The organism is Psychroserpens sp. SPM9 (assembly GCF_025153525.1).
Lineage (GTDB): Bacteria > Bacteroidota > Bacteroidia > Flavobacteriales > Flavobacteriaceae > Psychroserpens.
On sequence record NZ_JANZNR010000006.1, the window covers coordinates 275070 to 293852 of the forward strand.

Sequence of the window (18783 nt, forward strand, 5' to 3'; positions counted from 1 at the left end):
AAATACATTATCACTATACGATTCATACGTAATACTACGTAGTTATTAACATTTACAACACATACATAACAATAAAAAAACCTCAACAAGTGAGGCTTTCAAACGTATATAAACAAAAATTGTTAATAATACCCAATGGTATTAGACTTGATAATTGAAGGCTCATTTTTAGACAATCGCTTCTTTGACTTAGACGATTTTGAGTAGCTGCGATTACCAAAATAAAACAGAAGCCCTATCCTGGCATTATAATAAAGTTGATCGGCTTCTTGAAGCAACATAGAGCCGTTTTGTTCATCATAAATATAATTTGCTTCTAGCGCCCCAAGAATAGCTAAACAATCTATTAACAGGTATTCTAAACCTACCCCACCTTGTACTTTATAATTTTGATCTTTAAAATCATTCGATAGCAATATGCCTGGCCCAGCAAAAACATAAGGTGTCAATTTATGATTAGAAAGAATATACCATTCAGCATTTAAATCTCCCGATAAAAATCCCTGATCTTCAAAATCATAATTTTTGATATCAAACTTTTTGACATTTCCGCTAATAGCAATTTTAGTGGTTACAAAACGCTTGAGTTGCAATTCTAAAAAGTTTTCATAATCTGGGGTGTTAAAATCACCATTTAGTAAAGTGCTTCCTGCGCTAACAGAAATGCCATTTTTTGAACGCAAGCTTGTTAGTAACAAGGAATCTGCAGCAGACTTCTCTCCAATTTCGAGCAAGACTTGTGCAAACGATTGTACTGAACAACACAAAAAAGCAGTTAACAATACACATTTAATCATAGTAGTTTTAGTCATAATCTCATTGTTTCGCCTGAATACTAACGTATTCAAACATTAATTTAGGGTTATAAATACAATGGACTATTAATCAAGAAACAATTGTTTGTTTGGGATAAGAAATGCTTGAGGGTATTGCATTTCTTTGACAATTGTAGCTCAAATTACTATAATTATTTAATGTTTAGAATTATAAACTCGATTACGCGCTTATAAAACTAGTTAAAGTGCTTATTTTCCACTTATAAATGTGTCGTTTTACTTTGTAAATAACAATTCTCGGTATTTGGTTAATGGCCAAAGCTCATCATCTACAAGTAATTCTAGTTTATCACAGTGGTATCTAATTTCATCAAAAAGCGGCTTTACTTTATGACAATAGGTACTTGCCTTTTCTTCCAAGTTTTCAATAGCATTAGCATTTTTGCGCTCAGCAATCATTTTTGTGACATTGGAATTAATCCCTTCAATATGATTAGAAATATCTTCAATAAGATTAAGCTGTTCTTTAGCTAATTTTTTAAATGAGGTCCCATAAATTTCTTTAAGCCCCTTTACATTGTCAATTAATATATTTTGATAACGCACTGCTGTAGGGACAACATGGTTTCTAGCAATATCACCAAGAACACGGCCTTCAATTTGAATTCTGAGCACATAGCCTTCCATTTCAATCTCATAACGCGCTTCAGATTCAACTTTATTCATCACACCTAAATCATCAAATAATTTAATTGCAGATTTAGATACCTTAGCTCTTAAGGCTTCTGGTGTCGTTTTATTATTGCTTAATCCTCGTTTTTTTGCTTCTTTCTCCCAAGCTTCACCATAGCCATTTCCTTCAAAAAGAATATGCTTTGACTTTTTAATATACTCTCGTAATACATTAAAAATAGCATCGTCTTTTTTCATTTTCTTTTTAGAAATCAAGGCCTCCACTTCTTCTCTAAAATCCATCAACTGCTTGGCTACTATTGTGTTTAAAACAGTCATCGGATTGGCACAATTTGCCGTTGAACCAACAGCTCTAAATTCAAATTTATTCCCAGTAAATGCAAAAGGAGATGTACGGTTTCTGTCGGTATTATCAAGGAGTACATCAGGGATTTTACCAACAACATTCAATTTTAAATCTGTTTTCTCCTGAGGTGACAACTTTCCGTTAGTAACATTTTCAAGTTCGTCTAATACTTTTGTTAACTGCTCTCCAATAAATACTGAAATTATAGCTGGAGGCGCCTCGTTAGCTCCTAAACGGTGATCATTACTTGCAGAAGCAATCGCTGCTCTTAACAATTCCTCATTGTCATAAACCGCTTTTATCGTATTAATAAAAAAGGTTAAAAACTGAAGATTGCTCATTGGTGTTTTTCCAGGGCTTAATAAATTAACACCTGTATTGGTACTTAAACTCCAGTTATTATGCTTTCCAGACCCATTCACTCCAGCAAAGGGCTTTTCATGAAATAGGACTTTAAAATTATGACGTTCGGCTATTTTATCCATAATATCCATTAATAAGGAATTATGATCCACAGCCAAATTAGCTTCTTCAAATATTGGAGCCAATTCAAATTGATTAGGCGCCACTTCATTATGTCTTGTTTTCACTGGAATACCCAATAACATACATTCGGTTTCCAAATCACGCATATACGCCATAGCTCTGTTAGGGATGGTTCCAAAATAATGGTCGTCTAACTGCTGACCTTTAGCAGGCGAATGTCCTAAAAGTGTACGACCAGTTAATACGATATCTGGTCGCGACATAGCTAAGCCATTGTCAATCAAAAAGTATTCCTGTTCCCAACCTAAAGACGCATTGACCTTTTTTACATTTTTGTCAAAATACTTACAAACAGCTACTGCCGCTGAATCAACAGCCTGAAGTGCACGTAATAATGGTGTTTTATAATCGAGAGCTTCTCCAGTATAAGCCACAAAAACTGTAGGAATACATAAAGTGGTTCCATAAATAAATGCAGGAGAGGTTGGATCCCAAGCTGTATAACCACGAGCTTCAAATGTATTTCTAATCCCTCCATTTGGAAAACTAGAGGCGTCTGGCTCTTGCTGAACGAGTTGTCCGCCGCCAAATTTTTCAATCGCCAAACCATTTCCTATGGTTTCAAAAAAAGCATCATGCTTTTCAGCAGTTGCTCCTGTTAAAGGCTGAAACCAATGTGTATAATGCGTTGCACCTTTAGAGATAGCCCACTCTTTCATACCCGTAGAAATATGATCCGCAACGATTCTATCAATTTTAGAGCCTTTACTTACAGCATCCATTACACTTTCAAAAGCTTCCTTTGTTAAGTATTGACGCATCGTAGATTCGTTAAAAACATTAGCGCCAAAAATCTCAGATCGCCTTATGTTTTCTTCAATATGTATAGGTTGATGGTTGAATATTTCTTTTAATGCATGAAATCTTAATGTCGACATAATATCAATTTGTTATTTTTATGGGGCAAATTTAATGATATTTTAAATATTTAAGACATTTACCCCTTAAAAATTAGGGTATAAATAATTGTTAATAACATTTAACTTAAAATACCCCTCATTTTTTTGACTAAAGCATAAAAATTACAATATTTGCGCTTTAAATTTTAAATTAAACACAACATGAGCAAATCAAAGTTAGAATACATTTGGTTAGATGGTTACAAACCAACGCAAAACATGAGAAGCAAAACTAAAGTTGAGGATGACTTTAGTGGTAAATTAGAAGATTGCCCAATTTGGTCTTTCGATGGTAGTTCAACAAGACAGGCAGAAGGTGGATCATCTGACTGCTTATTAAAACCTGTTGCAATTTATCCAGATCCTGCAAGAAAAAATGGTTATTTAGTTATGACTGAAGTTTTAAATGCAGACGGAACGCCTCACGAATCTAACGGAAGAGCCACCATTGAAGATGAAGACAATGACTTCTGGTTTGGTTTTGAGCAAGAGTATTTTATCATGGATACTAAAACACAATTACCTTTAGGGTTCCCTATTGGTGGTTATCCTGCACCTCAAGGAATGTATTACTGCTCTGTTGGTGGAAAAAACACTCATGGTAGAGATTTAGTTGAAGAGCATGCCGATTTATGTATTGCTGCCGGATTAAATTTTGAAGGTATCAATCAAGAAGTTGCTTCCGGACAATGGGAATTCCAATTGTTTGCTAAAGGCGCAAAAAAAGCTGGAGATGAAATTTGGGTTGCACGTTATTTATTAGACCGTTTGACTGAGCAATATGGATACTATATTGAATACCATCCAAAACCATTAGGAAAAGACATGGACTGGAATGGTTCTGGAATGCATGCTAATTTCTCAAATACGACTTTAAGAACTTGTGGCAGCAAAGAAACTTATGAAAAAATATGTGAAGCTTTCAGACCTGTTGTAAAAGAACACATCGAAGTATATGGTGAGTTTAACGACCAGCGTTTAACAGGGTTACATGAAACAGCATCAATTAACGATTTTAGTTATGGTATCTCTGATAGAGGTGCTTCGATTCGTATTCCAATTATTACAGTTGAAAAAGGCTGGAAAGGTTGGCTAGAAGATCGTCGTCCGGCTTCAAATGGTGATCCATATAAAATTGCAGGACGCATTATTAAGACTGTAAAATCTGCAAATATCAGCTAGATAATTAAATATTTTTGTTCATAAAGAGCGTCTTCTATTTTTTAGAAGGCGTTTTTTTATGCTTGAGACTTAAAAGCCATAAAAATAAATACACCATAAGCCACCACCAGAAGTAATCCCTTATATCTTGAAATATTGAATCGCTTCGGAATAATGATTAACGGAATTAACACAGCTGCAAATGCCAACATCCAAAAAATATCACGATTTAAAATTGCAACATCAGTCACAGGTATTGTTTTTATAATAGATGTTAAACCTAATACCGAACCTATATTAAATATGTTCGAACCAATGAGGTTTCCTAGTGACAACGCTTTTTCTTTTTTCACAGCAGCAATTACCGAAGCTGCCAATTCTGGCACACTGGTCCCAATAGCAATAACCGTTGCCGCAATTACAGCATCACTGACACCTAAGGCTGTTGCTAATTCTTTTGCGCCATCAACTAACCACTCAGAACCAAAATACAATGCTAAGGCGCCAATAAGTAACCATAATAAGATTTTAAAATTAGAAACCACTGCAAGACTTTCATCTACCTCTTCAACAACTTTATCTTTTTTAGCCGATTTAATAAGCACTATTAAAAAGATAATTAATGCCCCAAACAGAACTGCTCCTTCCAGAGGTATTAATTGGTTGTCATTATATAGAAAATAGTACAACGCGATAGAAAACAGCATCATGATAGGCCAGTTGAGCTTATAAAATGATTTATCTACAGCAATAGAACTTACCAACGCTGTAATGCCTAGTACCAATCCAATATTAGCAATATTAGAACCAATTACATTATTTATTGCAATAGCTGGCGAACCTGTTAGGGCTGCATTTAAACTCACTAACAACTCTGGAGCAGATGTTGCAAAACTCACAACAGTCATCCCAATAACCATCTTTGAAATGTTTAACTTAAAAGATAAGGCCACCGAAGAACGTACCAAAAACTCACCTCCTATAACCAATAATAACAATCCTAAAATGATCCAAACTAAACTCATCTATTATTTTTTTTGCGAAGATAGTATAATTTAAGTAGTGTTAACGACTCAAAAATCTCCCAAATTAAACCCTAACAAAACTTAAAATTTAGTTAATTAACTAGATAAATAGTTGTATAACTATAAAAATAGTTATAGATTTGGTTATACAATTCCTTAAAATGTCTTTGCCATGCAAAAACTCACCAATAAAGAAGAAGAAATCATGCACATTCTATGGAAGCTCGAAAAAGCTTTTGTAAAGGATGTAATCGCCGAAATAAAAGACGAAAAACCTCATTACAACACACTTTCTACCATTATTAGAAATTTAGAAGAAAAAGGTTATGTGAGTTATAATGCCTTTGGAAAAACACATCAGTACTTCCCTATTATTAGCAAAGAAGCCTACAAAAAACGCTATATGAATACTGCCATTGAACACTACTTTAATAACTCTTATAAAAATGTAGTATCCTTTTTTGCTAAGGAAGAAAAAATTAGTGTCGACGAGCTTAAAGAAATTATTGCTCTCATTGAAAAAAAGAAATAATCATGGACTATCTATTAAAAGCATCGGCAGTACTTCTTATTTTTTATATCTGTTATCAGATATTCTTACAACGCGACACTTTTTTTCAGGCGAATCGCTGGTTTTTACTTTCCGGTTTAATTATAGCTTGCAGTGTACCATTGGTTGTGATTCCTATATATATTGAATACACACCTGTAGAACCTTCTGGTTATACTTTTGCCGTTAACGAGATAGCATTGCCAGCATCTACAACAATTGAAGCGCAGCCATTTGATTACTCTCAGCTCATTTTATGGACTTATTTTTTAGGAATTTTTGTCTGCTTCGGAAAACTCTGTATTGACTTTTTATCACTTCGGAAGGTTTTCAAGAACAGCAACCTTGTTCAGTCTAAAAGTTTTAAAATTTTAGAGACTTCAGAGCATGTCGCTCCATTTTCATTCTTTAATCGCATTGTTTACAATCCGAAGCAATTTAAAAATGAAGAAATTGAACACGTTATAAATCATGAAAAAGTCCACACCAAAGAACTTCATTCTATAGATACCATTCTAGCGCAACTCGCCTGTATTTTATTTTGGTTCAATCCAATTGTTTGGTTGTACAAAAAAGCATTACAACAAAATTTAGAATTTATTGCAGACCAAAAAGCACAATATGTTTCACCATGTGAAAAAAGTTACCAGACCGTATTATTAAAAGCCAGCGTCAAGAATCACCAACTGGCGTTTACAAATAATTTTTACACATCATTAATCAAAAAACGAATTGTTATGTTACACAAATCAAAATCTAACAAATTAAATCAGTTGAAACTCCTCTTTGTACTACCTTTATTAGCAGTATTTATGATGAGTTTTAACACGAAAGACGTTTATGTTGAACGTGCTTCCGAAGCACATATAGACCCTATTATACTTGAAGTTCCTCAAACCGAAAACATTGAAATTGTTATCACAAAAGATACTACCGACGAAGAGCTTAAAGTACTTCAAGAAAAACTTAAAAGTAAGGGTATCACCTTTACTTACAAGAATGTAAAGCGCAATAGTAAAAACGAAATCACCAGTATAGAAACCGATTTCAAAAATGCCAATCATTCGTCAAATTATAATATTAGTAGTGATGATGGCATCAAACCTTTCAAATTTGAAAGCAGCGATGACAGATTTAGTATTGGTACTATTTCTGACGAAAAAAACACATTCACCTTTGAAACCAACGATGGCAAAAAAGTAAATGTTCAGTCTACCGGAAGCAATGTTTATGTTTTAAAGGATGAAGATTCGGATGTTGAAATCGAAAGTGACGAACACAATGCCACTGTAGTTCATAGTGTAAAAACATGGACTGATAAAAATGGAGAAAAAATTAGTATTAATGCCTCAGAAAACAGCAATCAAAATGTGATTATTACCAGTACTGAAGAACCGCTATTCATCATCGACGGGAAAGTGGTAAAAAAATCGTTGTTTGAGGATGTTGATTCAGATGAGATTCACTCGGTTAATGTGTTAAAAGGAAAAACAGCCTTGGAATCTTTTGGAGACAAAGGAAAAAATGGCGTTGTAATTATGACTAAAAAAGGCTCTAATAACCTTTTTGTTAATGAAGACAGCGATTCTAATGTAAGGTTCAGTTTTAGAGATAACGACGGTAAACAACCACTTTTTATCATTAATGGCAAAGAAGCATCCGAAGATCAAATAAGAGCACTCGATCCTAACTATATTATGAGCATTGATGTTTTAAAAGATGAAAACGCTGTAAAAGCTTACGGAAAAAAAGGAAAAAATGGCGTGATTGTTATTCGCTCTAAATCGGGAGCAATATTTTCAAAACACAATAAACCTAGAGTCATTGAAGTTGAAGAAGATGGTCCTTGGAAAATCCAAACCGCTGTATCTTCAGCATATTTTATCGACGACTCGGGTTCTATTGACACCATTGAGTTTGTAATTACTAAAGAGGCATCAGATGCTTTTTTAGACAAGCAAAAAAACGACTTAAAAGCGCAAGGCATTGATGCAAAATTCAGCAAAGTTAGACGTAATAAAGCGGGTGAAATCACTAGTATTAAAATCACATTAGACGATAATCAAGGCAGAAAATCTAGCGCCAGCTGGAAAGAAAAAGAGCAGGCCATTCCTGATATCGTCATGGGGAAATCTAAAAATGATAAACTATTCATTAGAGCAATCGGTCATTAATAACCAACAAAATCTAATAAAAAGCGTCCTGAGAAATTCTCAGGACGCTTTTCTTTTTATAAAGTTAACTTCAGCTAATTAACAATCAGTTTTTTAATTGTGGTTTTGTTTTCCGAAGTGATGTGAAGCATATATAATCCCTGACTTAAATTTAAATCGAGATAAGCATCTGGATAAGCCTTAAGTGTTTTAACCGTTCTTCCTTCTAAAGAAAACACAATAACATCGGCTTCGTTTTGTAAGCCCTTAATAGTGATTGATTGTTGTGTCGGATTAGGATAAATCACTATAGGATTCGATTCAAATTCGGAAAGACTTAATTCTTGATCCCAAATCTGACCAACATGAGTTCCCCAAATATACTCTACCAAATCGGGTTGATCAATAAACGGGTTTCTGTTGAATTGCCAGGTATAAACGACATTATTTCGGTTAATTTCAAAATCATCTGGCGGATCGTTTCGGTGCCAATCGAGTAAGGTTTCCAAATCGCCTAATTCTCCTGGACCATTTTCGGGATAGCCATTTACAACCGCTAAGCCATTATACCTAATTTCCATATACAAGACACTTCGCGCCACATCACCTCTAAAACTTTCTCCCATTCGCAACGGGTCTCCAGTAGATGCCATAGAACCATCATAACCACCCGATGCTGGATCTCCGTAATGCTTGTTATTTCGTGTGCTATTCTCTGGTCCGTCAGCAGCACGTAGCGCATGCGCATCAGAATTTCCATGGCGTAAAGAGTCGGCTTTTGTCGTCCAGAACACATCCCTTCCATCGGCAATTTCATCGGCTTCAATATCATTAAAACCGCCACGTGATCTTGGATAAGTATGCTCTCTATTCCATTTTCCGTTATTATCTGATCCTGTTTGCAAATCTAATTTTGCACGACCTTGTTCGGTATATAACAACCAAACCTGATTACTGTTTAAAGGATTCTGATCGGCTTCAACTAGAATATCTAACACATCAGAATAAGTCTGTGCTCTCACCACATTAGGATTCGCAATAATGGCTTGCAAAGCCTGACGTAAATCATCATCTGCCAATCCGTCAAGCGAATTATAATATCCCGAAGGCTGTGTACTTTCAACGTTTCCGAAGGTAGGATTTAAGGGCGTTCCGAAGTTAGCCATTGTAAAATCGTTATCGACAATACGTATTTCGAGATTATTATTAAGTGCAAGGTATTCGGAAGGCAAACTTTCAAAACGGATTTTAGTAAGTTCATCGCCTTCATCATCACTATCCTCAACCAGAGATATTGTTGTAGAAGCTGTGGTTTGATTTATAGGAATTGTGATGGATGTATTTCCTGTAAAATCGGAAGTATCAAACCCAAAATTGTTTAATAAAATATTGAAATCTAGATTTTCTGTAACTGGTGTTTCCGAAGTAAATGTAATATCAAAACTATCGCCTTCATCATATTGTGCTTGTACGACACCAATGCTTATGCCGTTAAGCACAATGCCACTACCATCATTAAGCTGTCTCGGCGTAGGCGTTGTAGCCATATAAGTTACGTTATCGTCTATATCAACGAAACGCTGAATGGAATTGGTATTATTCCCCGATCCTTCATTTATCTGCTGAATCGTTGCAAAACGCGGATCCTGACTAAAAATAGCAATCATATCGGTATCGTCGGCATCAGTCGTATCATAAAGCAATACATCAATTAGATTCTCTATGGTTGCTACGGTTCCCTCAGGGAAATCGGTATCGTCGGCCTGATAAATAGCAACGGCGTCGGCGCCATTTTGAATGACATTTTCAGAAATGAGAAATTGAGGTACCGGACTCACGGAATTGCTTCCAATAAGTAATAAACCATTCACATCGGTTTGATAACCATCTAAATCGACAGTAAAATAACTGGAATTCATGCCAGATTCTGAGCCGTTAAAAAAGACAACGACATAACCATCAAGAGGAAAATTTGGAGTGTCACTTAATAGTTCTAGGAATTCCATATTATCTACTCCTGGCGTATCACAATCTAATTCATTGATTACAACTTGTCCAAAAGTAAATTGCATAAAACATATGGACATGAAATAAAATAGCGGTCTTTTCATTTTATGTTTTTTACAAATGTAAACATATCATGCAGCTATTCGGAATTAAAAGTTTATTAAATCGTGAACTTTAACAGAAAGTCATTGTTTTTTTGAATGTGTGTAGCGAATGAAAATTTCAAAAATTAAAATCTGAAAAAAGACAGAACAACCATTATTCTATCATTTTAAGATGAAAAGTCCCTTGGTTGAAAAAAATACATCAAAAAAGCCCCTTCATTTATTTCAAATTAAAACACAAAACATCATTTTAAATTACACTTTAAAACTTTAACGAAGCAAGTCACATAAATATCGAAACATGTTTCATCTTTTTAATTATAATATCATATTCAATTTCATAGATTTTGCATTAAACATTTGGAAACAAGATTTCTAAAATTATATATTGAGAACTCAATCAACAAAACGAGTTAAATATTAACCCAAAACCAAAACATTATGATGACACTTGCAAAACTTTTAATCGATATCATTTTCTCGATTAGCTAAACCAAACCATGATTGTAAAACTTAGTCTAGAATAAGTTTTACTTCATTTTTAAGCAAACGCTATTTAACGTTAAAAATGCTTAATTTTACACTAAGGTAATAGTCTAAAGACCCTTGGTGTATGAAACAAAATTTCTTTAAGGCATTAGCCAAACTAAATAAACTCCTCTTACCTAGTTATTCTAAACAACAACTAGACCTCAGCAAAGCTTCTAAACTTCAATTAGCTATAATTGGCTGGCGGGTATATGTAACAAAACGTGCCTTGGGATAACATAAGAATTGAAAGATTCAACAAACAATTATTTTATCAAACAAGAAAACTCAAAATTGCTAGATGCAATACATTAAAGTGTTCTGAGCAAATCGCACATTTCAGGATTGCTACGCATCCTTAAAGCTCCGCTTTGAAAATAAAAAAAGACACAGAATAAACTGATCGGATTTACTGCAAATCACACCTTTCAGGATTGCTGCGCATCCTTAAAGCTCCGCTTTGAAAATAAAAAAAGACACAAAACAAAAAAGCAAGCTTTATGTTTCGCTTGCTTTTTTTATTTATTCGTGACCTCGACAGGATTCAAACCTGTAACCTCTTGAGCCGTAATCAAGTGCGCTATTCAGTTGCGCCACGAGGCCTTTTAATTGGGATGCAAATATACTACATTAATTAAAAAACTACCAAACAATTTAATTCAAAATTGTAAATGTTTATTTTTGAAACATGATAATCAAAGAACTGCTCAGTCAATTTTATTCTCAATTTGATGATTCTATTATCAATGATATTGCTAAAAATGGTGTTCTTAAAACATTTAAAGCTAACGATATTATTATGGATATCGGACAAGAACTTACGCATGTTCCTTTGTTGCTAAAAGGTAATATTAAAGTTTTAAGATTAAATCATGATGACAGCGAATTACTATTATATGTACTAGAGAGTGGAGATACCTGCTCAATGTCTTTAACCTGTTGTATTTCAAAATTAAAAAGTAAAATCAGAGCTGTTGCCGATAAGGATTCTACCGTTTTAATGATTCCAAACCATAAAATGGTCGAATGGTTTAATAGTAATGAAAGCTGGCGTAATTTCATCCTACAAAGCTATCAGATTCGTTTTGATGAAATGCTCGACACTATAGACACCTTAGCATTTATGAAAATGGACGAACGGCTCTATAAATATTTAATTGATCATGTTAAATTAAATGCTTCGACCACAATTAGTAAAACGCATCAAAATATTGCAGAAGATTTAAACACCTCCAGAGTCGTGGTATCTCGCATTTTAAAGCAATTAGAAAATGAGGATAAAATTAAACTGATGAGGAATAAAATTGAAGTCTTACAGTTTTAAGTAACAATTATCACATTCAGATTCATTTAGTCGGTTTACATTTGCAATAAATTACTACCACATGGAATACATTTTACAACCTTGGCCATGGTATGTTTCTGGTCCGCTTATCGCCATCATTATGTTTCTCCTTATCTATTTTGGCAAAACATTTGGCATGTCCTCTAACCTTAGAACACTTTGTGCTATTGGTGGCGCAGGAAAAAAAGTAAAATTTTTTGATTTTGATTGGAAAGCGCAACGTTGGAACCTCACTGTTGTACTAGGAGCTATTATTGGCGGATTTATAGCGCATCATTATTTATCGGTACCTACAAATATTGATTTGAATCCCGAAACTATACAAAACCTCAATACCTTGGGATTTGAAAATGCCGGACAAACCTTATTACCTGCCGAATTATATAGCTGGGAACATGTTTTCACATTAAAAGGCTTAGCCATCTTAATCCTAGGCGGATTTCTTGTCGGTTTTGGAACACGATATGCTGGAGGCTGTACTTCAGGCCATGCTATTACTGGTTTAAGCAGTTTACAATTACCATCTCTAATTGCTGTGATTGGTTTCTTTTTAGGTGGTTTAATTATGATTCATTTACTATTCCCTTTAATTTTTGGTTAAGATGATAAAGTATTTAAAATTTTTAGTGGTTGGAATGATCTTCGGAATCGTCCTCGTAAAATCGGAAGCAGTATCATGGTATCGTATTTATGAAATGTTCAAATTTGAATCCTTTCACATGTATGGCATCATAGGAACGGCTGTAATAACCGGAATTATTTTGCTTTTAATAAGTAAGAACTTTAAGAATATCAATGGCGGACTTATGACAGTCCCAAAAAAAGATAAAGGATTCAAGCGCTATATTATTGGCGGTACTATTTTTGGTTTAGGCTGGGCTTTATCTGGTGCTTGCCCAGGACCTATGTATATATTAGTTGGAACTGGTGTGTTTTCAGTCTTAATCGTTATAGCTGCAGCCTTATTAGGAACCTATGTATATGGTATTCTAAAAGATAAATTACCACATTAAATGAACACTATCGAAATCTTAGGATACATTGGCGCACTGCTTGTTGGTTTAATTTTAGGACTTATTGGTGGAGGCGGCTCTATATTAACAGTACCTATTTTAGTTTATATTTTGGGTATCAATCCTATTATTGCAACTGGTTATTCGCTATTTGTCGTTGGAATAACATCTGTGATTGGGGCATTTCAAAATTTCAGAAAAGGTTTAATCGATTTTAAAACTGCTATAATATTTGCTACGCCTGCATTAATTGCGGTTTACCTAACACGTCTTTACTTAGTACCGAAAATCCCTGAAGTCCTTTTTAGCATCAATAATTTTGAAGTCACTAATAATGTCTTCATCATGATACTCTTTGCAATTATCATGCTTCTCGCTAGTTTATCCATGATTATTTCTAAGAAAAAGACTTTAGATATAGATAAAACCGAACACGTAAACTATAATTATCCTCTTATTGCTTTAGAAGGTATTGTGGTTGGAATTTTAACAGGTCTTGTTGGTGCTGGTGGTGGATTTTTAATTATTCCAGCGCTTGTTCTTTTAGCAAAATTACCTATGAAACGCGCTGTTGGTACGTCTTTGCTAATTATTGCAGTAAAATCCTTAATAGGCTTTTTAGGCGATCTTCAAAATATAACGGTAGATTGGTCATTCCTGATTACATTTACCGCGTTTTCAATTGTAGGAATTATAATTGGTGTTTATGCTTCAAAACTGGTAAGTGACAAAAGATTAAAAAAATGGTTTGGTTACTTCACTTTCGTAATGGCGTTTTATATCTTCTATAAAGAAATACTAAGTTAAATGTAACAAAAATCACAAATCAAAAATCCAATATTCTGTATCTTTATATACAAATGAAAAGGGAATAAATTAAAATATTCACATTATGATTATCGAACAAATATATACAAACTGTTTAGCACAAGGTGCTTACTATATAGAATCTCAAGGCGAAGTTGCAATTATTGATCCACTTCGGGAAACACAACCTTATATTGATAAAGCCAATAAAAACAAGGCGAAAATCAAGTTCATTTTTGAAACGCATTTTCATGCCGATTTTGTTTCAGGTCATGTCGATTTAGCAAAGAAAACAGGTGCTACAATTGTTTACGGACCTGGAGCTGAAACCTCATATGACATTTACTCAGCAAGTGATAATGAAGAATTTAAAATTGGAAATATCACTATAAAAGCATTACATACACCTGGTCACACCTTAGAATCAACCACCTATTTATTGGTTGATGAAAACGGAAAAGACCACGCTATATTCTCTGGTGACACTTTGTTTTTAGGCGATGTTGGTCGACCAGATTTAGCGATTAAATCAGATTTAACGAAAGAAGATTTAGCAAAAATGCTTTTTGAGTCCCTACGGACTAAAATCATGACTTTAGCCGACGATGTTATTGTTTATCCTGCTCATGGTGCTGGATCGGCTTGCGGAAAAAACCTCAGCAAAGAAACTGTTGGTACGATTGGCGACCAAAAAAAGACCAACTATGCGCTTCGAGCAGATATGTCTAAAGACGAATTTGTAAAAGAAGTTCTAGATGGTATTGCGCCTCCTCCTCAGTATTTTGCAAAAAATGCCATGCTCAATAAAATGGGCTACGACAATTTTGAAACGGTTTTAGAAACGGGTGACATTCCCTTGTCTCCTGAAGCTTTTGAAGCCATGGCGAATAGTGAAGACGCTCTGGTACTAGACGTAAGACCTCAAAGCGATTATATACAAGGCCATATTCCTAATTCGATTTTTATTGGATTGAATGGCGGATTTGCCCCTTGGGTTGGTGCTTTAATCACTGATATCAAACAGCCTATATTACTGGTCGTTCCTGAAGGCAAAAGCAAAGAAGCTGTGACGCGTTTATCGCGTGTTGGTTACGACAATACTTTAGGGTATTTAAAAGGTGGAATTGATGCCTGGATTTCAGCAGGAAAAGAGATTGACACTCTAGAGTCTATTTCAGCAGAAACATTTGCAAATCGTGTTAAAAACGGAAATGTTAACATTTTAGATGTTAGAAAAGATGGCGAATACGCAAGCATGCATTTAGAAGACGCACAACATTTTGCTTTAGATTATATCAATGAAAATATGAATGCGATTTCTAAAGACAAAACCTATCATATTCATTGTGCTGGTGGCTATCGAAGTGTGATTGCTGCTTCCATTTTAAAAGCACGTGGGTTTCATAATCTGGTAGATATTGCTGGTGGCTTTGGCGCCATTAAAAAGACGGATTTACCAATGACCGATTTTGTGTGTCCAACAACCTTATAAAAACGCAGGCTTCCATTTCAGAATAAAAAAACAGAATTGTTTTTTAGATAATTTCGGCACTTAAACCTGCCTCTAAAAGCATGGTACAACGCGGTTCTAACTCTTTGTACTCCCCTGTTTTTACAGTACACTGTCCTTTGTAGTGAACAATTATAGAACACTGTTCAGCTTGTTCAGGAGTGTGATCACAAGCATAGATTAAGGTATCTATGACATGATCAAAGGTATTGACCTCATCATTATACAAAACAATCTCATTTAGAGGCTGTTCTAAAGTATCGACGAGAAATTCTTCTTTTACTTTTTCTTTGGTGCTCATTATTTGGTGCATAGCAATTGACTTAATGAGGTTGGTTGTATTCTATTTGTATAAATTTAAAAATTATTTCTGAAACTTTAAAGCGACCCATTGGTTTCTTTCTAAAGTTTCAACGTGCTTAAGGTGGTGTTTATTACATTCGGCAACAATTATAGGTATATCATCATTATAAAATCCGCTTAAGAATAATTGTCCGCCAGCCTTCAGCGTCGCGTTATAGGTTTGCAAATCGTTAAGTAAAATATTCCGATTGATATTTGCAATAACAACATCGTACTGTCTGCCAGGAAGCAAACTCGCATCGCCTTCTAAAACTGTAATACGCTTACAATTGTTACGTTCGACATTTTCAAGACTATTAAGGTAACACCAATTATCATAATCGATCGCATCTATTGGCTGAGCGCCTTTCATTTCGGCTAAAATAGCGAGAACACCCGTACCGCAACCCATATCCAGAACCGATTTATTTGTAAACTCATTTTTCAGAATATACGCAATCATCATATGCGTTGTTTCATGATGTCCTGTACCAAAACTCATTTTGGGTTCAATAATGATATCGTATTGCGTATCTGGTTTTTCGTGGAAAGGTGCGCGAACCGAACATTGGTCATTCACAACAATAGGATTGAAATTTTTCTCCCATTCGGCATTCCAGTTGGTTTGTTCAATCTCTTCGGAAGTGTAGGTAATTTCAAATTCATCTGATTTCAATATTTGAACATCTTCAAGAATAGCGTCATGCCATTCGTCTTTTTGAATATAGGCCGTGACACCATCTTCGGTTTCAACAAAACTCTCAAAACCAGCATAACCCAATTCAGCAATGAGGATTTCTACAGCGGGTTGTAAAGGCTGCACCTTAAAATAGTAGCCTATATAAATCGTATTTGACATGTCATTTCTTTAGGCTACAAAGTTACATTGAATTTGTATAAGTTAAATTCTTTTTATAATCCATTTATCCTGATCAAAATAACCAACATCCATAGGTCCTGGAATGTGTTCTAAGACTTCAAATTTATCAGCAAATAATTGTCTCATAAATTGAGGCGGTTGATAAGCAGCATAGGTTCGATGGCCTTCTAATGTATTTCCTTTAACCACTAAGACATCTGACTCATATTTTTTTTGATCTGATTTGGTAAGTTTTACTTTATAGTTCTCACCATGTGTAGTGAGAATCAAAACAGCTCCAACTTTAGAGATACGATACAATTCGTTGATCCAATTATGATGGTTTTCTTCAGAAAGATGCGTAAATATGGACAAACCGTAAATGGCATCAAAAAACTGATCTTTAAAATGGGTTGGAGGATTGATCTCATTTTCAAAAAAACGCACACCATCAATATACTTTCTATTCCAGGAAATAGAATCTGTATTGTAATCGGTTCCAAAGATATGTGACTTAGGAAGCAATTCAGGAAAATGCCTTACAACTCTTGAAGGCCCGCATCCCCAATCAAGTATATTCTTATCATTTAAGTTTGTATACTTCTGAAACATTTTAATTAATTCTTCAGCTTTTTGTCTCCCTTTAGTCAAGTAATAGCTGTAATTAACATTATGCGATTCGTAAAGTAAATAATCTGGTGGAATAGCAATTTCGGGATGTTCCAGTTTAAACCTTTTGTTTTGCAATCGGTTTTTATACTTCATATAACGATAACGCAGATTATCTAGCAACCGAATGGCACCAATACTCCTTAAAATTTGTTTCGGAAGTGCTAAACTCATTTAAAATGCGTTCACGATGGCATAAAAATCTTCTGCTTTTAAAGAAGCTCCACCAATGAGTCCGCCATCTACATCAGGCTTCCCAAAAATCTCTTTAGCATTGTTAGGTTTTACACTGCCTCCATAGAGAATTGTCATATCATTTGCGACACCAGTTCCATAGGTAGTTTCTAACGTTTTTCTGATAAACGCATGCATGTCCTGAGCTTGTTCCGGACTAGCAGTTTCGCCAGTACCAATGGCCCAAACAGGTTCATAAGCCAAAACTATATTTTTAAATGCGGAAGCCTCTAAATGAAACAACGCCTTTTTAATCTGGTTTTCTACAACCGTTTCTTCTTGTCCGGTTTTACGATCGGCTAACTCTTCACCGAAGCAAAAAATAACACGCATGTTGTGTGCTAATGCTGCATCTACTTTTTTAGCTAATGACGCATCGGTTTCATTAAAGTAAGCACGGCGTTCGCTATGGCCTAAAATCACGGTTTTTATACCAATACTTTTTAACATTTCTGCACTAACTTCTCCTGTATAGGCACCGTTTTCGGCAAAATGCATGTTTTGAGCCACCACTTCAATATCATCTTCTCGTGTCGATTCAAAGGCATGCCATAGATTTGTAAACGATGGTGCAATCATAACCTCAGCATTTGAGGTTTTCGTTTGTTGTTTTAGGTGTGAAATTAGCGATGCAGTTTGCGCTAAGTCATTATTCATTTTCCAGTTTCCGGCTACAATGTGTTTTCTCATGTGTCTTAATTTTTGGTTTCCTAGGAAACACCAATTATTTTAAATGTTCTCTTATTTTCGGGTCATCAATTTTTATTGCTCGGTATAATTTAATAGCACCTTTTGTATCAATTACCATATATCTTGGCACCCAGTCTAAATCGATAGCTTTACTAAAAGCGCTATCCCAACCTGAAAGCATAAAATAATGGTCGCCCTTGATATTATATTTTTTGATTCCGTTTTTCCAGCTTTCCTGCGTTTTATCCATAGACAAAAACACATAAGCAACCTCGTCATAGTCATTCTGCAGCGCTTTTAAACCAGGAAACCCCACCAGACAATCTCTACACCAGCTTGCCCAAACGTCTATTAAGATTGTTTTACCTTTATGAGTTTCAAGAATTGACTTAAAGTTTACTGATTCGCCTTCGGAATTGATAAAGGTAGCATTTAAGGCCTCATCAGAAAATGAAACCGGATCTGGTTGAACGTCGCAGTTTAAAAAGAAAACTCCGATACTTAAGATGATTAATACATGTTTCAT

General features: G+C 34.8%; 18 protein-coding genes and 1 tRNA gene. 9 read left to right on the forward strand and 10 right to left on the reverse strand.

Annotated elements, in window-relative coordinates; translation table 11 throughout:
* Positions 1-122: 122 nt before the first annotated feature.
* Positions 123-812, reverse strand: a complete 690-nt coding sequence (locus N4270_RS13560; protein ID WP_260097878.1) for a hypothetical protein — start codon at positions 810-812, stop codon at positions 123-125.
* 240 nt (positions 813-1052) lie between these two features.
* Positions 1053-3239 carry a glutamine synthetase III gene (locus N4270_RS13565; RefSeq protein WP_260097879.1) on the reverse strand — a complete coding sequence of 729 codons (2187 nt, stop codon included), beginning with the start codon at positions 3237-3239 and terminating at the stop codon, positions 1053-1055.
* Between the two features lie 183 nt (positions 3240-3422).
* Here N4270_RS13565 and N4270_RS13570 point away from each other — a divergent pair, with 183 nt between their 5' ends.
* Positions 3423-4442: a glutamine synthetase beta-grasp domain-containing protein gene (locus N4270_RS13570; protein ID WP_260097880.1), complete on the forward strand. Its 1020-nt coding sequence runs from the start codon at positions 3423-3425 to the stop codon at positions 4440-4442.
* A 56-nt stretch (positions 4443-4498) separates the two neighbouring features.
* On the opposite strand, the gene N4270_RS13575 is transcribed toward N4270_RS13570, so the two are convergent.
* Positions 4499-5446 (reverse strand): calcium/sodium antiporter, encoded by a 948-nt coding sequence (locus N4270_RS13575; protein WP_260097881.1) that lies wholly within the window; start codon positions 5444-5446, stop codon positions 4499-4501.
* 172 nt (positions 5447-5618) lie between these two features.
* Here N4270_RS13575 and N4270_RS13580 point away from each other — a divergent pair, with 172 nt between their 5' ends.
* On the forward strand, positions 5619-5978 hold the full coding sequence (locus N4270_RS13580; protein WP_260097882.1) for a BlaI/MecI/CopY family transcriptional regulator: 360 nt from the start codon (positions 5619-5621) through the stop codon (positions 5976-5978).
* A gap of 2 nt (positions 5979-5980) precedes the next feature.
* Positions 5981-8170: a M56 family metallopeptidase gene (locus N4270_RS13585; RefSeq protein ID WP_260097883.1), complete on the forward strand. Its 2190-nt coding sequence runs from the start codon at positions 5981-5983 to the stop codon at positions 8168-8170.
* Positions 8171-8244: 74 nt separating this feature from the next.
* Here N4270_RS13585 and N4270_RS13590 read toward each other — a convergent pair whose 3' ends face one another.
* Complete coding sequence (locus N4270_RS13590; RefSeq protein WP_260097884.1) at positions 8245-10260, reverse strand: endonuclease; 2016 nt, start codon at positions 10258-10260, stop codon at positions 8245-8247.
* A gap of 613 nt (positions 10261-10873) precedes the next feature.
* On the opposite strand from N4270_RS13590, the gene N4270_RS13595 reads away from it, so the two are divergent.
* Complete coding sequence (locus N4270_RS13595) at positions 10874-11026, forward strand: SsrA-binding protein (RefSeq protein ID WP_260097885.1); 153 nt, start codon at positions 10874-10876, stop codon at positions 11024-11026.
* Positions 11027-11317: 291 nt separating this feature from the next.
* Here the strand turns inward: N4270_RS13595 and N4270_RS13600 are convergent.
* Positions 11318-11391 (reverse strand) — tRNA-Arg (locus N4270_RS13600).
* An 85-nt stretch (positions 11392-11476) separates the two neighbouring features.
* On the opposite strand from N4270_RS13600, the gene N4270_RS13605 reads away from it, so the two are divergent.
* The 5 genes from N4270_RS13605 to N4270_RS13625 all read left to right on the forward strand — a co-directional run bounded on the left by N4270_RS13605 (position 11477) and on the right by N4270_RS13625 (position 15445).
* Positions 11477-12112 (forward strand): Crp/Fnr family transcriptional regulator, encoded by a 636-nt coding sequence (locus tag N4270_RS13605; protein ID WP_260097886.1) that lies wholly within the window; start codon positions 11477-11479, stop codon positions 12110-12112.
* 61 nt (positions 12113-12173) lie between these two features.
* Positions 12174-12734, forward strand: a complete 561-nt coding sequence (locus tag N4270_RS13610) for a YeeE/YedE family protein (protein WP_260097887.1) — start codon at positions 12174-12176, stop codon at positions 12732-12734.
* 4 nt (positions 12735-12738) lie between these two features.
* The gene (locus N4270_RS13615) at positions 12739-13146 is read left to right on the forward strand and encodes a YeeE/YedE family protein (protein ID WP_260097917.1); all 408 of its coding nucleotides are present in this window, start codon (positions 12739-12741) and stop codon (positions 13144-13146) included.
* On the forward strand, positions 13147-13953 hold the full coding sequence (locus N4270_RS13620; protein WP_260097888.1) for a sulfite exporter TauE/SafE family protein: 807 nt from the start codon (positions 13147-13149) through the stop codon (positions 13951-13953).
* 85 nt (positions 13954-14038) lie between these two features.
* A complete protein-coding gene (locus N4270_RS13625; RefSeq protein WP_260097889.1) occupies positions 14039-15445 on the forward strand; it encodes a rhodanese-like domain-containing protein in 1407 nt (468 codons plus the stop codon).
* A 43-nt stretch (positions 15446-15488) separates the two neighbouring features.
* Here N4270_RS13625 and N4270_RS13630 read toward each other — a convergent pair whose 3' ends face one another.
* The 5 genes from N4270_RS13630 to N4270_RS13650 all read right to left on the reverse strand — a co-directional run bounded on the left by N4270_RS13630 (position 15489) and on the right by N4270_RS13650 (position 18783).
* Complete coding sequence (locus N4270_RS13630; RefSeq protein WP_260097890.1) at positions 15489-15764, reverse strand: ATP-dependent Clp protease adaptor ClpS; 276 nt, start codon at positions 15762-15764, stop codon at positions 15489-15491.
* A 63-nt stretch (positions 15765-15827) separates the two neighbouring features.
* Positions 15828-16664, reverse strand: coding sequence for a 50S ribosomal protein L11 methyltransferase (gene prmA / locus N4270_RS13635; RefSeq protein ID WP_260097891.1), 837 nt, complete (start codon positions 16662-16664; stop codon positions 15828-15830).
* Between the two features lie 42 nt (positions 16665-16706).
* Entirely contained in the window at positions 16707-17507 is an 801-nt protein-coding gene (locus N4270_RS13640) for a class I SAM-dependent methyltransferase (RefSeq protein ID WP_260097892.1), read from the reverse strand.
* On the reverse strand, positions 17508-18257 hold the full coding sequence (gene tpiA, locus N4270_RS13645; RefSeq protein ID WP_260097893.1) for a triose-phosphate isomerase: 750 nt from the start codon (positions 18255-18257) through the stop codon (positions 17508-17510).
* Between the two features lie 34 nt (positions 18258-18291).
* Entirely contained in the window at positions 18292-18783 is a 492-nt protein-coding gene (locus N4270_RS13650; RefSeq protein WP_260097894.1) for a TlpA disulfide reductase family protein, read from the reverse strand.

Coding starts and splice junctions, on each gene's coding strand:
- prmA (WP_260097891.1), bottom strand. CDS start 16,664: ATGTCAAATACGATTTATATAGGCTACTATTTTAAGGTGCAGCCTTTA.
- N4270_RS13650 (WP_260097894.1), bottom strand. CDS start 18,783: ATGAAACATGTATTAATCATCTTAAGTATCGGAGTTTTCTTTTTAAAC.
- N4270_RS13595 (WP_260097885.1), top strand. CDS start 10,874: ATGAAACAAAATTTCTTTAAGGCATTAGCCAAACTAAATAAACTCCTC.
- N4270_RS13590 (WP_260097884.1), bottom strand. CDS start 10,260: ATGAAAAGACCGCTATTTTATTTCATGTCCATATGTTTTATGCAATTT.
- N4270_RS13580 (WP_260097882.1), top strand. CDS start 5,619: ATGCAAAAACTCACCAATAAAGAAGAAGAAATCATGCACATTCTATGG.
- N4270_RS13575 (WP_260097881.1), bottom strand. CDS start 5,446: ATGAGTTTAGTTTGGATCATTTTAGGATTGTTATTATTGGTTATAGGA.
- N4270_RS13605 (WP_260097886.1), top strand. CDS start 11,477: ATGATAATCAAAGAACTGCTCAGTCAATTTTATTCTCAATTTGATGAT.
- N4270_RS13570 (WP_260097880.1), top strand. CDS start 3,423: ATGAGCAAATCAAAGTTAGAATACATTTGGTTAGATGGTTACAAACCA.
- N4270_RS13640 (WP_260097892.1), bottom strand. CDS start 17,507: ATGAGTTTAGCACTTCCGAAACAAATTTTAAGGAGTATTGGTGCCATT.
- N4270_RS13630 (WP_260097890.1), bottom strand. CDS start 15,764: ATGAGCACCAAAGAAAAAGTAAAAGAAGAATTTCTCGTCGATACTTTA.
- N4270_RS13565 (WP_260097879.1), bottom strand. CDS start 3,239: ATGTCGACATTAAGATTTCATGCATTAAAAGAAATATTCAACCATCAA.
- N4270_RS13625 (WP_260097889.1), top strand. CDS start 14,039: ATGATTATCGAACAAATATATACAAACTGTTTAGCACAAGGTGCTTAC.
- N4270_RS13620 (WP_260097888.1), top strand. CDS start 13,147: ATGAACACTATCGAAATCTTAGGATACATTGGCGCACTGCTTGTTGGT.
- N4270_RS13610 (WP_260097887.1), top strand. CDS start 12,174: ATGGAATACATTTTACAACCTTGGCCATGGTATGTTTCTGGTCCGCTT.
- tpiA (WP_260097893.1), bottom strand. CDS start 18,257: ATGAGAAAACACATTGTAGCCGGAAACTGGAAAATGAATAATGACTTA.
- N4270_RS13585 (WP_260097883.1), top strand. CDS start 5,981: ATGGACTATCTATTAAAAGCATCGGCAGTACTTCTTATTTTTTATATC.
- N4270_RS13560 (WP_260097878.1), bottom strand. CDS start 812: ATGACTAAAACTACTATGATTAAATGTGTATTGTTAACTGCTTTTTTG.